13 protein-coding genes, 4 tRNA genes, 1 riboswitch and 1 other annotated feature are annotated in these 14322 nt (G+C 41.4%); all 17 genes read right to left on the bottom strand.

Annotated features, from left to right (window positions below):
- Window positions 1–30: 30 nt before the first annotated feature.
- Window positions 31–771 (bottom strand): NUDIX hydrolase, encoded by a 741-nt coding sequence (locus LI164_RS03450; RefSeq protein WP_005331445.1) that lies wholly within the window; start codon window positions 769–771, stop codon window positions 31–33.
- A 17-nt stretch (window positions 772–788) separates the two neighbouring features.
- A complete protein-coding gene (locus tag LI164_RS03455; RefSeq protein ID WP_005331449.1) occupies window positions 789–2150 on the bottom strand; it encodes an MATE family efflux transporter in 1362 nt (453 codons plus the stop codon).
- Window positions 2151–2299: 149 nt separating this feature from the next.
- Window positions 2300–2372: transfer RNA gene (locus LI164_RS03460), tRNA-Thr, on the bottom strand.
- Window positions 2373–2467: 95 nt separating this feature from the next.
- Window positions 2468–3076: an RNA polymerase sporulation sigma factor SigH gene (sigH, locus tag LI164_RS03465; RefSeq protein ID WP_005331453.1), complete on the bottom strand. Its 609-nt coding sequence runs from the start codon at window positions 3074–3076 to the stop codon at window positions 2468–2470.
- Between the two features lie 2 nt (window positions 3077–3078).
- On the bottom strand, window positions 3079–3837 hold the full coding sequence (rlmB, locus tag LI164_RS03470) for a 23S rRNA (guanosine(2251)-2'-O)-methyltransferase RlmB (RefSeq protein WP_005331454.1): 759 nt from the start codon (window positions 3835–3837) through the stop codon (window positions 3079–3081).
- Window positions 3838–3879: 42 nt separating this feature from the next.
- Window positions 3880–4344 carry a Mini-ribonuclease 3 gene (locus tag LI164_RS03475; RefSeq protein ID WP_005331457.1) on the bottom strand — a complete coding sequence of 155 codons (465 nt, stop codon included), beginning with the start codon at window positions 4342–4344 and terminating at the stop codon, window positions 3880–3882.
- Window positions 4329–5735: a cysteine--tRNA ligase gene (gene cysS, locus LI164_RS03480; RefSeq protein WP_005331458.1), complete on the bottom strand. Its 1407-nt coding sequence runs from the start codon at window positions 5733–5735 to the stop codon at window positions 4329–4331. Before cysS ends, LI164_RS03475 begins: the two co-directional genes overlap by 16 nt.
- Window positions 5736–5737: 2 nt before the next feature.
- Window positions 5738–6430: a serine O-acetyltransferase gene (gene cysE / locus LI164_RS03485; RefSeq protein ID WP_005339233.1), complete on the bottom strand. Its 693-nt coding sequence runs from the start codon at window positions 6428–6430 to the stop codon at window positions 5738–5740.
- A 258-nt stretch (window positions 6431–6688) separates the two neighbouring features.
- Window positions 6689–6939 (bottom strand) — a binding site (T-box leader).
- A 51-nt stretch (window positions 6940–6990) separates the two neighbouring features.
- On the bottom strand, window positions 6991–7566 hold the full coding sequence (locus tag LI164_RS03490) for a DUF4234 domain-containing protein (RefSeq protein WP_005331468.1): 576 nt from the start codon (window positions 7564–7566) through the stop codon (window positions 6991–6993).
- 157 nt (window positions 7567–7723) lie between these two features.
- Window positions 7724–8746: a GNAT family N-acetyltransferase gene (locus tag LI164_RS03495; protein ID WP_005331470.1), complete on the bottom strand. Its 1023-nt coding sequence runs from the start codon at window positions 8744–8746 to the stop codon at window positions 7724–7726.
- Window positions 8747–8834: 88 nt separating this feature from the next.
- A complete protein-coding gene (gene ispF, locus LI164_RS03500) occupies window positions 8835–9404 on the bottom strand; it encodes a 2-C-methyl-D-erythritol 2,4-cyclodiphosphate synthase (protein WP_040015325.1) in 570 nt (189 codons plus the stop codon).
- A 183-nt stretch (window positions 9405–9587) separates the two neighbouring features.
- Window positions 9588–9661 (bottom strand) — tRNA-Met (locus tag LI164_RS03505).
- 17 nt (window positions 9662–9678) lie between these two features.
- Window positions 9679–9751 (bottom strand) — tRNA-Val (locus tag LI164_RS03510).
- A 71-nt stretch (window positions 9752–9822) separates the two neighbouring features.
- Window positions 9823–10326, bottom strand: coding sequence for a flavodoxin family protein BilS (gene bilS, locus LI164_RS03515; RefSeq protein WP_005331472.1), 504 nt, complete (start codon window positions 10324–10326; stop codon window positions 9823–9825).
- A gap of 141 nt (window positions 10327–10467) precedes the next feature.
- Window positions 10468–10543: riboswitch (cyclic di-GMP riboswitch) on the bottom strand.
- Window positions 10544–10641: 98 nt separating this feature from the next.
- Window positions 10642–10715, bottom strand: a tRNA-Met gene (locus LI164_RS03520).
- Window positions 10716–10984: 269 nt separating this feature from the next.
- Window positions 10985–12802: an ATP-dependent zinc metalloprotease FtsH gene (gene ftsH / locus LI164_RS03525; RefSeq protein WP_040015326.1), complete on the bottom strand. Its 1818-nt coding sequence runs from the start codon at window positions 12800–12802 to the stop codon at window positions 10985–10987.
- Window positions 12803–12939: 137 nt separating this feature from the next.
- A complete protein-coding gene (locus LI164_RS03530; protein ID WP_005331474.1) occupies window positions 12940–14322 on the bottom strand; it encodes an APC family permease in 1383 nt (460 codons plus the stop codon).

The following is a 14322-nucleotide window of genomic DNA, read 5'->3' on the forward strand; positions in this document are numbered from 1 at the left end:
ACTCAATATTTTACCCTATGACGGCACAGATTACAAACGTTTTTTGAGCGTTAAAAGTGCCTGTACAATAATTGCACTGTGGTCGACCGCAATCTCACCTGCTTTTTCCACCTGAAAATGTTCCTCGCGCACCAGCTCGCCACGGATCGTCTGTACAACTTCTGCCTCTGTATCCAAGCCTCTGCTTACATTTTTCACGTGAAGTTTATAGTGATATTCCATCTGTTTTTCCGAATCTGACACGGCGCCTCCATAGCATTTCAAATCATTCTCTCTTTCTTCTGTGCTGACTCCTTGTAGATTCACCTCACACCACACAGCATCCGCGGCGTCATCACCTGCCTGTACTTTCACAGCATTTTCCGGAACGACCGCCATATATGCAGTCGTGATCACGCGGGTCCGCGGATCTCTATCATAATCCCCATAAGTTGCAAGCTGTTCCATAACAAGCCCCTTTACACCTGTCTCTTCTTCCAGCTCACGCCTTGCAGTCTCATCTAAATTCTCCCGCATATTGGCAAAACCGCCCGGCAGTGCCCAGTAACCAATACTTGGGTGATTGCTTCTCTTTACAAGAAGAACCTTTAATCCGTCAATAGAATCACAACTTTCCCCTTCATATGCAAATATGACTGCATCTGTCGTATTGCTTGGTGTTTCATATTTTCTCGGATCATACAATTCCAGGAATTCTTCCAGATTCTGTCCCGCCTCATTTTTCTCACCAGTTCCGTAAAACTTGCTAAAATCATTTAAAAAAGCTGTCATGATACATCACTCACTTTCTATACTTCTTTCTTCATTCGATAATACGCCTCTGGCATCCATTTTCCCTTCCATACATAGAGTGCGATCAGTACTGCACCGATCAGCCATGTCACCGGATATGCCGTCATAACATAAGACAGTTTGTGGTCGATTCGAAGTACCGCCCAAATCCAGATAACTCTGCATACACATAAGGATACAAGGAATACAACCATTGTCTGAAATGTCTTTCCTGTTCCCCGGACTGTTCCTGCCATAACATGTAAGAAACCAAGCAGCCAGTAGAACGGACAGAAAAACTTCATAACATAAATTCCATACTGGACTACATCTGGTTTGCCAGAAAACACTCCAATGACCTGCGGCGCAAAGATTAACAATAATATTCCGGAAATAATGGTATATCCAACGCCCATACCTGTTGATACCCACATTCCTTTCTTCACGCGGTCATATTTTCCTGCGCCTACATTCTGACCTGCAAATGTACTGGCCGCCATACTGAAACTCAGCACCGGAAGAATATTGAATCCATCTACTTTTACATAAGCTGCATAGCCTGCCATTACAACTGCACCAAAGCTATTGACGCTGGACTGTACAATAACATTTGAAATGGATATAACAATATTTTGAAATCCTGTTGGCAGACCGATCTTCAAAATCCTTCCAAGCAGATTATCATAAAACCGAATATCACGTAGTCTTACATGATAACTTTCCTGGCTTCTCATTAAAAATCCCAGAATAAAAATACAGGATAAAAGCTGGCTGATATCTGTTGCAAGAGCCGCTCCAATAATTCCCATTTTCAAAATCACAACAAAAAATATATCTAAAAATATATTGGAAACCGCTGCAATAATCAAGTAGATTAATGACCGTCTGGAATTTCCCACTGCATTGAGAATTCCTGCTGACATATTATAAATAACAGAAAAAAATATTCCGCCAAAATACACCTGCAGATACTGTGATGATTGTTCAAATACTTCCTGCGGTGTGTCCATTGCCCGCAAAATCATCGGTGTTGTCACAACCCCTGCCACTGTCAATATCGCTCCTGCTGCCACGGCAATTGCAAGTGTCGTATGTACTGCTTTCCTTACTCCTTCACGATTCCCGGCTCCAAAAAACTGAGAAACAACGACTCCGGCACCTGCGGATGCACCGATACAGAATCCAAGCAGAAGATTGATGATTGCGCCACTGGATCCGACTGCTGCCAATGCCTCACTCCCAATCCAGTTTCCCACAATAATAGAATCTACTGTATTATATAATTGTTGAAATAAATTTCCCAAGATGAGCGGAATGGAGAAGAATAAAATTTCTTTCCAAATTGCCCCTTCTGTCATCACTGTACTTTTCTTACTCATATTTTCTCTCTACGCCTCTCTTCTAACACCCAAAATTCTTCTTTCAGCTATACTCTTCTTTGCCCGGCAGTCATACGATTTTAAAAAGTCAGATAGTAAAAACCCCGTAAACTCACGTTCTTCGCGAGTTTACGAGGTTAATTTAAACAAGCTGCCTAGCGGAATCGAACCGCCGACCTCCGCCTTACCAAGGCGACGCTCTACCGACTGAGCCAAGGCAGCGCGCATATGTTCTATGCAACGTTAATAATATACAATATCCGGCACTTGTTGTCAATGCCTAATCGAGTATTTCTATTTTTCAGCATTCCTGTTTTTCACAACTTCTCTTTTTCCAGAATCTTTTGCGTCTTTGCTTTAATTCTTTGCAAGGCATTATCCACCGTCTTTGGACTTTTGTCTAAAAGCCTTGCTATCGTGCGGTAATCGGTGCCCATAAGATGCAGATAAAGTACACGGTTCTCAAGATCACTTAAGCTCTCTTCCAGTTTACTTTCCAGAAGTTCTGCGTATTCCTGGCTGACTAATAGTTCTTCCGGATTGCTGTTTTTATGTGCTTCCATCGTATTGATCAGAGGTTCTTTCTCCTCCGTCATATCATAAAGTGAAACATAAGAATTTAACGGACTGTGTTTCTTTCTCCTGGAAGCCTCGATTGCGGAGTAAAGCTGTCTGGAAATACACAGTTTTGCGAAGCTGAAAAATGAACTATTCTGATCCGGCTCATAATTCTGCACCGCTTTAAAAAGACCAATCATACCTTCCTGGATCAGATCTTCATTTTCTCCTCCAAGAAGATACATAGCATTCGCTTCTTTTCGCACAAGATTTTTATATTTTTCCATAATATAATCTACGATTCTGTTGTCTCCATCGCGCAGCTTCTGAATCAGTTGTTCATCTGTCATCTTCTCATATCTGTCCATAATTATCCAAGCCTCTGTCTTACAATCTCATATGCAAGAACTCCGGTTGCCACAGATGCATTCAGGGAATCAATATCCCCTTTCATCGGAATGCTTGCAACAAAATCACAGGTTTCTTTTACAAGGCGGCTGACACCTTCTCCTTCATTTCCAATCACAAGACCGATCGGACCTGTCAGATTCAGCTTATACATAGACTCACCACCCATATCCGCACACACGAACCAAAGCCCTTTTTCTTTTAATTCTTTCATCGTCTTAGTCAGATTAGTCACTTTTGCAACCGGTGTATAGTTGATTGCTCCTGCCGATGTCTTTGCCACAGTCGCCGTCAGTCCTACCGCTCTTCGTTTAGGAATAATGACTCCATGCGCACCTGCCAGATTTGCAGTACGGATAATCGCACCCAGGTTGTGTGGGTCTTCAATATCGTCCAGCAAAATAAGAAATGGATCCTCTCCCCGCTCTTTTGCCAGTGCCAGCATATCCTCTACCTGTGCATACTCATAAGCCGCTGTATAAGCAATCACTCCCTGATGTCTTCCTGTCTGTGAAAGCTGTGTCAGACGTTCTTTATCTACAAACTGAACCAAAGTATCATGCTTCTTTGCCTCACGTACAATCGTCCGCACCGGGCCATCCTGGCAGCCGTCCAGAACAAATAATTTGTCCACTGGTTTTCCGGAACGAAATGCTTCTAATACCGCATTGCGTCCCTCAATCATATTTTCATTTCCATGTTTGTCTTTGTGTTCTATCATGAAATTCTCCTTCTTCAAAACTTACTCAAATCCTGCTGCCAGCTATTCTTCTTCCTTTAAAGCGGACCTGTCAGAAACACTGCAAAGCCCGATCTTCACCAAATCCAGCAGTCGTTTCCAGTCCTTTTTCAGATACAGATATCCCATCAACGCTTCAAATCCCGTAGCACGCCTGTAGTCTGTGATGGATTGATTCTTTGCAGGAGACACACTTTTGGCATTCCTTCCGCGTTTGTATATGCCATGCTCTTCTTCTGTTAAATGTTCCTGAATGGTACGCATCATTTTGGACTGGGCAGATGCCTGTACATAAGAGCTGGTCTCCTTATGCATTTTCTGAACCTGTTTATTTCCCTCATTCATTACTAAAGACTTAATTACAAGGTCAAAAATGCAGTCTCCGATATAAGCCAGAGCAAGAGGTGAATATTCTCTGATATCCACCTCTTTCATCTGGAAAATCTCCTGCATATAACTGTCAAACTGCCAATCTACGCTCTTTTCCATTGTACTCCTTCTCTTGTATCTTTCAAAATGATACCTTTTTCTAATAATTCATCACGAATCGCATCTGCTCTTGCAAAGTCCTTTGCTTTTCTTGCAGCCTGACGCTCCTCAATAAGTTTTTCAATGTCCTCTGCCAGAATTTCTTCTTTCTTCTCTACAATAAGACCAAGAACATCTGCAAGCTTCACGATCAAGTCTTTGATCTTTCCAAGATACTCTTTTGTCTTCTCGGCATCTGCATTGGTGTTGCTGTATCTTACAAGCTCAAAAATTGCAGCTACTGCATCTGCTGTATTAAAATCATCATCCATCGCATCTTCAAATGCTTTTACAAACGAATCTGTCTGAGCGAAAAGTTCTGCTTCCTCTGCAGTCATCGGCTCATCCTTTGCATTTTTTATAAGGAAGTTCAGGTTATCTACTGCATTTACAATTCGCTCCAGACTGCTCTTAGCTGCTTCCATAAGCTCAGCACTGAAGTTCAATGGACTTCTATAGTGTGCGCTCAGCATAAAGAAACGAAGCACCTGAAGATCATACTGCTCACTGATCTCACGGACAGTTCTGAAGTTTCCGAGAGACTTACTCATCTTGCGGTTGTCAATATTTAAAAATGCATTGTGCATCCAGTAATTTGCAAATGTCTTTCCATTGGCAGCCTCACTTTGGGCAATCTCATTTTCATGATGTGGGAATACAAGATCTTCTCCACCGGCATGAATATCTATCTGCTCTCCAAGATATTTCTTGGACATCTCAGAACACTCTGTATGCCACCCCGGACGTCCGTCACTCCATGGGGATTTCCAGAATGGTTCTCCTTCCTTTTTCGGTTTCCAGAGAACGAAATCCAATGGATCTTCCTTCTCATCTGCACCAGATACAAGAAGTGAGCGCTCTCCAGAACGAAGATCATCCAGATTCTTGTGGGACAATTTACCGTACTCTTTGAACTGGCGAGTTCTGTAGTAAACAGTACCGTTCTTTTCATAAGCATATCCCTTGTCCATCAGTGTCTGGATCAACTGGATCATACCGTCAATTTCCTGTGTTGCAAGCGGATTTGTTGTTGCAGGCTTTACATTCATGCCAGCCATATCTTTTTTACATTCTTCAATGTAACGCTGTGAAATCTCTTCAGCAGTCACACCTTCTTCATTTGCCTTTGCAATAATCTTATCATCTACATCCGTGAAGTTCGATACATAATTTACATCATATCCTTTATATTCGAAATATCTTCTGACAGTGTCAAATACGATCATCGGTCTTGCATTACCAATGTGAATAAAGTTGTATACAGTAGGTCCACATACATACATGCGGACTTTTCCTTCTTCAAGTGGTATAAATTCTTCTTTTTTCTTGGACATTGTATTATAAATCTTCATTTTTATTGCTCCTTCTCTTCTTTTGCGCACTGGGCATGCGCAACCATTTTTAACTGATTTTCCAGTTCCATAAGCTTTTTATGCATACGCAGGTTATCAACCTGAAGCTCTTTGATGTCATTGCTGATCGGGTCCGGAAGATCTACCTGGTTCATATCCATACGTGGGATTTTTGCACCATCCTGCTTTACAATTCTTCCAGGGACACCAACAACTGTACAATTAGCCGGCACTTCTTTCAACACAACGGATCCTGCTCCGATTTTTGAATTCTCGCCAATTTTAAATGATCCAAGAACCTTTGCTCCTGCGCTGACCATAACATTATCTCCAAGCGTCGGATGACGTTTTCCCTGTTCTTTTCCTGTACCGCCAAGTGTTACCCCCTGATACAAAGTAATGTTATCACCAAGTTCTGCCGTCTCACCAATGATAACGCCACTTCCGTGGTCAATAAAAAGACCTTTTCCAATGGTCGCACCCGGATGGATTTCAATTCCTGTCTTTCTGACTGCTCTTTGAGAAATCCAGCGCGCCATAACATAATGTCCCTTTTTGTATAATTTATGTGCGACTCTGTAATGAAGAATTGCCTTAAAACTAGGGTATAAAAATACTTCCATATTCGATTTGATTGCAGGATCCCGCTCACGAATCACCTGAATTTCTTCCTTGACATAGGATACAACTCCCATTTTAAGTTCCTCCCTTGACATATAATGATCAAATATATAGATGTTGGGGCAAAAGCCCCAACTATGATGCCTACGGATTGTTCCGTGCTTTGCACTCTCACAATCCTCCCAATTATTCGCATATCGTGGGATTGTCATCCCACTTCTAGGCTCATATTGGGGCGGGTCCCAAGATCTTTCATCCACTTATGAGCAAGCTCATGTGGATTTAGACCTTTTGACCCTGGCATCATATATAAAAAAACTTCGTCTCTCATAATAAGAGACGAAGTATATCCGCGGTTCCACTCTTTTAGAGATTCTGTCTTATGATCTTATGCAGACACCAATCTCCACTTTTCATACTTAACGCGTATCCACGTACTGCACTACCAGATTCCGATAAATCCTTCGCCCAGTCAACTCCCGGAGGCACTTCACAGATATTCCTCTTAAGAACGCTTTCAGCCGGTGACGTTCTCTCTCTGTCAGATTCTTATTCTGTTACTCTTTCCGTTCTAGGTCTTTGCCTGTTTAGAATATATAATATGTGAAAAAATACATTTTGTCAATCACAGATTCTACATAATTGCTTTATTAATTGTATCCTGCATCAGACAATAGCTTACAATTCCGAGGCCGAAAATTCCAAGGATCAGATATAAGATTCCTGAACTTCCATTCACGCCCTTGATCTGATCGCATTTTTCACCCATCTTGTACATCCAGTACCATCCATAGATTCCACATGTAATCAATGTGAACAGAAATACAAGTCCGCCTCCTGTCGCCTGTGTATCGCCACAGATCTGATTAACCTCGTCATTCAGCTTGATCATCCAGTAAATTCCATAGAGTCCGCATGTTACAATCGAAAGAATGACTGCAATCGCAATATTTCTCTCCTGGATTCCCGGGAATCTCTGATTCATGCCGCCTGCCGGGCCGCCATATTGATTCTGGTTTCCATAATTATTCTGATTTCCATATGCATTCTGACTATTATTCGTATCTGCACTTGTATACTGAGCCTGTCGTGGTACTTCGTATGTCTGCTGGCTTTGATTCGCATTCACATCAGCTAAAGCCGCTCCGCACTGTTTACAGAACTTTGCTCCGTCCTCACACTGAGCTCCACATTTGTGACAAAATTTCATTTCTCATTCCTCCTAAGTAAATCTATAAATATGCAGGGCAATATTTTTGTAAAATAATGCTTTGCCCGCCAATATTTACGATGACTACATCGTCTTTTTATCATAGCACATTTTCCTGTATTCGTCTATTGCAGAAATATGAAAAAGCATACTTGAATCAAACTGTTTCATTCAGATAAATCCTGGAAAGTGGAATAATCTTTTCAAGCTCCGATGCCATTCGTCCTGACATGGAAACTCCTTCTTCTTTACTGATTTCTTCTACCGTTTTTGCACCAAAGACAAGTTCTCCCAATGCACTGACCGGCAAAATACCTTCACTGGTTTCTGGCTTTCCATCCATAAGCATCAGTCCTGAAAACTCCGTTCCTGTCATTGTAACGTAACGGTTATTCTCCGGAATCAGTGGGTCTGTAATCTGAAAGCTGACTGCCATGAGACTTTTTAACTTCAACGACATCAACATTCTTCTGACATCTACGATCCGAATCATAATCTTCGGTTTTGCTTCCTTTTTTTCCACTTCTTCCGTCTCTTTAGATTCTTCATAATATGGTCTTACATCAACAATCTGTCCATCTTTTCTGTAGATGATAAGCTTTCCATCTTCACATGACAGCTCTTTCAGTAACCGTTCATAATAATTCTTATCACGCTTAGCGTAAACCTGGTATTTCCTCGCCAGTTCTTTCTGTGCCCAAGCTGAAATTTCATCACAATCTTTGTCTTCAGCCGCCTGTACAGTAATACTTTCCGCCAGTTTCTCCTCCGGAGCATAATATTCAATATTCTGTTCATACATCGTCCGGAAATCATGTGGCAGATAAATAGCCTCCGCTGCCGGCATCAGATAAGTAAATGTTACACCGGCCTGGTACATATCCAAAAGAGCCTCTCTTAAAAGTCCGGCCATATACCTTCTGCCACGGTATTCCTTTCTCGTTGCAACTGCCACAATGTAATAAGATTCCTTTTCAATTCCATTGACCATCAGTGTATATGGATTTAAATGCAGCATAGCCTGAATATCATCGTTTTCCCGAACAACATAAATTATATTGTCCTTCGTCTTCTCCTGATAATAATAATCTACAAAGCTTTTCTCGTCTTCCGAAAACACTTCTTCATAAAGCTTTCTCGTATCTAAATGCTGTGAAACTTCCAGCTTTTCAATTTTCATATGTCCTTTCCTCCAGCCACACTGTACATTTTACTTTATAATTCCAGATTATATAGATGTTGGGCTCAAAAGCACACAACTATGATACCTACGGATTCTGGCATCCACTACAGCCCGTACATCCGCCACAACTGCCTGCACAACCAGAACTTACATCCGCCGGACCGACACCGTAACTGTAATTCACAATCGTCTCAAGTGACGCAATTGCCTGTGCCGAAATACCTTCTCCGCTTCCGGTAAATCCAAGTCCTTCCTCTGTAGTTGCCTTAATATTCACCTGACTTACTTCAATTGCAAGGGCATCTGCAACATTTTTTTTCATCTGCTCAATATAAGGTGCCATCTTCGGACGCTGTGCAATGATTGTCGCATCAATATTTCCAACCACATACAGCTCATCATCAATCAGCTCCCGTACATACTCCAGAAGCTTTATACTGGAAATTCCTTTATATTTTGAGTCTGTATCCGGAAAATGCTTCCCAATATCTCCAAGCGCTGCTGCTCCGAGAAGGGCATCCATAATCGCATGGAGAAGCACATCCGCATCCGAATGTCCCAAAAGACCTTTCTCATACGGTATCTGGACACCTCCGATAATCAGATCTCTTCCTTCTACTAATTTGTGAACATCGTATCCCAAACCAACTCGCATTTTAATTCCTCCACAAAACTTTTTTTCATTCTCCATTGTCAATGTCTTTTTTTATTATACATGAGAGAATATTCAGAGTCAATGAACGGCCACTATAGCTAGAGTTTTTTTGCACAATAGGAAATGCAATTTCTTATACAAAAAAAAGAAATCTGCTTTTGCAAATTCCTTTTCTTATACAAGTAGCGGGAACTGGATTTGAACCAGCGACACCGCGGGTATGAACCGCGTGCTCTAGCCAGCTGAGCTATCCCGCCATATATTGAGGTATATATGGGACCAATAGGGCTCGAACCTATGACCCTCTGCTTGTAAGGCAGATGCTCTCCCAGCTGAGCTATGATCCCATATCTTGTGGCTCTCTCGAACCGACTTCGTTAGTATACATCAATATAGTGAGTATTGTCAATAACTTTTTTTATTTTTTTATTATCTTTTTTAATTTTTCCAGATCGTCCATATCAGGATGCGACAATGCACAGTCAAAATTTGCAATCAACATATCAAGATTAGCTGGATGTTCCGGATTTTCTTTCATCTTTACATATCGTTCACGCACAGATTGTGGCATTTTCCCCTGGCACATATACTCTCCAATAACAGCATTGCTTGAATCAATGGATTGTTTGACTTGCCCGAGAATCTTTTCAAAATATACATCACTTCCACCAAACCCAGCCGTTCCAAACAGAAAAATCTTCTTGTTTTTTAGTTTCGCTAATAATTCTAATGTCTTGGTATCCGCGCTCCCTTTGTCAGTCCAAAATCCGATATACAACAAATCGGATGGAGGGATCTTTGAATCATTCTCCCCAAAATAATCACACTTATCTTTTGGCAATATTTCATAGACTGCATCAGCCAGCTTCTTTGTATTACCAGTTGAACTACTGAATACGATTGAATAATTTTCTTGTTCCATAATCTCATCGTCTCCTTCTTTGTTTGATTTTTGCTGTGCTAAACTCTCTCCAGATTATGTTGTAACGCATCAATCAAATCTTTAATAACAATTGGCTTGGATAAAAATCCATCCATACCAAATAGACAGTGTGCATCCTTTTTTTACAACTGGCTACCATTTTACAGGTCCTATAGCTTTGCGTCGCAGACTTTCGTCTGTTTTGCCCAAAATATTATTTTAATTATAGCACTTCTTATTTTCTCATGTCTATATTTTTCTATGGCAAAGTATAAAAAGAAAAAAAGAACTCACAATGTGAATTCTCTTTCCAAGTAGCGGGAACTGGATTTGAACCAGCGACACCGCGGGTATGAACCGCGTGCTCTAGCCAACTGAGCTATCCCGCCATATTTATATTCGCTGCTCTCTTGAACCAGCTTCCTAAGTTTACAATAAGATTCTACTTTCGTCAACAACTTTTTTTCAATTTTTCAATTTTTTCTACATTTGCAAAAATTTCATCTTTTATTTCGTCCCTCGCATCAGTAAATACCTGTGTTCCAATAGATACTCAAAAGAAAAAGCGAGTCTGTGCGTGGAATCCGGTTTTACCTCGTAGATATATTTTCCCGAACTCCTGCACATTCTCGCTGAGTGTATTCACTCCTCTTCCTGATCAGGCGTTTAAAATATTCATGAATTCTTCTCCTGTAATCGTTTCTTTCTCATACAGATACCTTGCCAGATCGTCCAGTTTTTCTCTGTTCTCCATCAATATTCCAGCTGCTTTTTCATGTTCACTTCGAACAACTTCCACAACCTTCTCATCAATCTTTGTCTGCGTCTCTGTCGAACAGGTCAGGGAAGAATCTCCTCCCAGATACTGATTCGTCTGCACTTCCATTGCAACCATATCAAAATCACACGTCATTCCATATCTTGTGATCATAGCCCTTGCAAGCTTGGTTGCCTGTTCAATATCATTGGAAGCTCCCGTCGTGACTGAACCAAACACAATTTCTTCCGCTGCCCTTCCTCCTGTAAGAGTCTCAATTTTATTCAGGATTTCTTCTTTTGTCATCAGATAATGATTGCCTTCCTCGACCTGCATCGTATAGCCAAGAGCCCCCGACGTTCTGGGAACAATGGTAATCTTCTGTACCGGAGCTGAATTAGTCTGTTTTGCAGCCACAAGCGCATGCCCGATTTCATGATATGCCACAATCCGCTTTTCTTTATCTGTCAGGATCGCATTTTTCTTCTGATATCCGGCGATAACAACCTCAATACTCTCCTCCAGATCTTCCTGCGTTACAAATTTACGGTTGTCACGAACTGCACGAAGTGCTGCTTCATTTACAATATTAGCAAGTTCCGCTCCAGAAGCTCCGGAAGCCATACGTGCCACTTTATTATAATCTACATTATCACCAACTTTTATTTTCTTTGCATGAACCTTCAGGATATCTTCTCTTCCTTTCAGATCAGGAAGTTCTACCGGCACACGTCTGTCGAACCGTCCCGGTCTTAAAAGAGCCGGATCCAGGGATTCTGGACGGTTCGTTGCCGCAAGAATGATCACACCCGTGTTGTCTTCGAATCCGTCCATCTCTGTCAGCAACTGATTCAAGGTCTGCTCACGTTCATCATTTCCACCTATCTGTCCGTCCCGCTTCTTACCGATTGCATCTATCTCATCAATAAACACAATACATGGTGCTTTTTCTTTTGCCTGTTGGAACAGATCACGCACCTTTGATGCACCCATACCAACGAACATCTCTACAAATTCAGAACCGGACATGGAGAAAAATGGAACATTTGCCTCACCGGCAACTGCTTTTGCAAGCATCGTCTTACCTGTTCCCGGAGGTCCTACAAGAAGAATTCCTTTCGGCATCGATGCTCCGATTTCTTTATATCTGGCCGGGTTATGAAGATATTCTACAATCTCGCTTAAATTCTCTTTCGCCTCATCTTCACCTGCAACATCACGGAAACGGATTCCCTCGGATGATTTCACATAAATCTTCGCACTGCTTTTTCCCATTCCGAAAGACATGGCGTTTTTTCCACCGGCCCGCTTCATCAATTTTCTGGACATGTATTCTCCCAATGCTACAAAAAACAAGATTGGAAGCACCCAGGATAAAATATTAACCAGGATCGGAGATGACTGATCAATTTCTTCTCCGTAAAAAGAAACATCCGCTTCATATAATCGTTTCGTCAAATCCGGATCATTGACCATCGCCGTTTTGTAAATGGTCTTCCCGTCTTTTCCTGTAAATAAGATCGTATTATCCTGTTGCTGCAATTCTACTTTTTTTATCTCCTTTTTCTCGGTCATAGAGATAAATGTTCCATAATCTACATCTTTGATCTGCTTTTCCTTTATGTAAGGCATCGCAATAATGTTAAATAGTATCAGGATAATCAGCACAATCGTATAATAAAACATCAACGGTTTTTTCGGCCGTTTCACCTGTTCCATAATCATTCCTCCATTCTTTCAATATCGAATTCAATTTTCTTTTATATGGTAACAGTTTTTGTCTGATTATTCTAGTTTTATATTATGAAAATTGTATGAATTTCGTAAAATAAAAATATTAAAGTACAATCTTCCGATTATAATTCCTTCGGTTTCGGCCACTTCTGAGTACCGGCTTTTAAGAACTGTGATTTATCTATAAACTTCAGTCTCCTTTTCAAGAACCAGACAGATGCCAGGAAATAAAATGCAACTCCGCCTAGTATATTAATCCAATAACCCAGATACATACCCAGCAGCGTCATACCGATCAACACTGCTGCGATCAATGCAGGTACCGGATGGATTGGTGCAACATATCCACGCTCAATCGTTCCAAGGGGATACATTTTCCGGAACCGGAACATCATGATCACTGTCAGCACATATACCATCAACGCTGAAAATATAGAAAATGTAACAACCTGATCCAACATTCCTGTAAATGCAAATGCCATAGATATCGGCAGTAAAAATACAGTTGCCCGGTACGGTGTCTTATATTTCGGATGTGTCTTTGCAAATATCGGCGGAATCAGCCCATCTCTTGACATTGCAAACCAAGCTCTGCTTGCATCGTTAATGCAGCCATTTGCTGAAGCCAGACACGCCATGATCGTGCCAACAAACAATGCAATGATAACATATAATTTTCCAGTTGCCAGTGCCGCGTCGTACAACGGATATGCAGACTCACCAAGCTTTTCTGCCGGGACAAGACCTGAGCACACAAACCATGTTGTAGTAGCACCAATCAGCAGCACAGACAAACCTATCATAGTTCCCAGTGGCAAAGCTCTGCTGGTAGACCTGCATTCTTCTGCCGCCAGTGCTCCTCCTTCGATTCCCAGGAAAAACCAGACTGCAAACTGCATGGCTGCAATAATTCCAAGATAACCATATGGAAGTCCATCTGTCATTTTTTTCAAATTAATCAAAGTCATCTGTGGATCATAAAAGCTTGTTGAAAATAATAAAATAAATATCGTCACAAATGCAACTGCCGTAATCACAAAATTCAGGGTCAAGGTTGCATAGACACCTCGGTAATTCATATATGTCAGCACAAGCAGACTTAATATGATAAATGGCAGCGCTTTCACATTCGGGTTCAATGATTCAAGTATCTGTCCGACGACCAGAACATCGGCCGCTTCCAGCATTGCATATTCCAGCACAAGCATCAGCCCTACGTTAAATGCAGCTAAAGGTCCAAGCATATATTTCGCCATTGTATACTGTCCGCCTGCCTCCGGCATGACAGAACCCATCTCCGTATTCATCATCACGATCATGACATAAAGCATGGCTACCGTCCAAAGTGCAATAACAGAACCAATCGATCCTCCTTTTGCGACCGTAAAATTCCATCCCATGAACTCTCCAACAAGTACAATTCCTACTCCAAGAGCCCAGATATGCATTGGTCCAAGAACTTTCGAAAGTCCCTGACTCTTTTCATTTGTCTTTTCTTTCTCCAT

The organism is Dorea sp. 210702-DFI.3.125 (genome assembly GCF_020560945.1).
GTDB lineage: Bacteria > Bacillota > Clostridia > Lachnospirales > Lachnospiraceae > Dorea > Dorea formicigenerans.

Excerpts from the sequence above, each read along its gene's own strand:
- LI164_RS03450 (WP_005331445.1), bottom strand. The coding sequence starts at position 771 with ATGACAGCTTTTTTAAATGATTTTAGCAAGTTTTACGGAACTGGTGAG.
- LI164_RS03475 (WP_005331457.1), bottom strand. The coding sequence starts at position 4,344 with ATGGAAAAGAGCGTAGATTGGCAGTTTGACAGTTATATGCAGGAGATT.
- LI164_RS03530 (WP_005331474.1), bottom strand. The coding sequence starts at position 14,322 with ATGGAGAAAGAAAAGACAAATGAAAAGAGTCAGGGACTTTCGAAAGTT.
- sigH (WP_005331453.1), bottom strand. The coding sequence starts at position 3,076 with ATGGACAGATATGAGAAGATGACAGATGAACAACTGATTCAGAAGCTG.
- LI164_RS03495 (WP_005331470.1), bottom strand. The coding sequence starts at position 8,746 with ATGAAAATTGAAAAGCTGGAAGTTTCACAGCATTTAGATACGAGAAAG.
- LI164_RS03455 (WP_005331449.1), bottom strand. The coding sequence starts at position 2,150 with ATGAGTAAGAAAAGTACAGTGATGACAGAAGGGGCAATTTGGAAAGAA.
- ftsH (WP_040015326.1), bottom strand. The coding sequence starts at position 12,802 with ATGGAACAGGTGAAACGGCCGAAAAAACCGTTGATGTTTTATTATACG.
- bilS (WP_005331472.1), bottom strand. The coding sequence starts at position 10,326 with ATGGAACAAGAAAATTATTCAATCGTATTCAGTAGTTCAACTGGTAAT.
- LI164_RS03490 (WP_005331468.1), bottom strand. The coding sequence starts at position 7,566 with ATGAAATTTTGTCACAAATGTGGAGCTCAGTGTGAGGACGGAGCAAAG.
- rlmB (WP_005331454.1), bottom strand. The coding sequence starts at position 3,837 with ATGATAGAACACAAAGACAAACATGGAAATGAAAATATGATTGAGGGA.
- ispF (WP_040015325.1), bottom strand. The coding sequence starts at position 9,404 with ATGCGAGTTGGTTTGGGATACGATGTTCACAAATTAGTAGAAGGAAGA.
- cysS (WP_005331458.1), bottom strand. The coding sequence starts at position 5,735 with ATGAAGATTTATAATACAATGTCCAAGAAAAAAGAAGAATTTATACCA.
- cysE (WP_005339233.1), bottom strand. The coding sequence starts at position 6,430 with ATGGGAGTTGTATCCTATGTCAAGGAAGAAATTCAGGTGATTCGTGAG.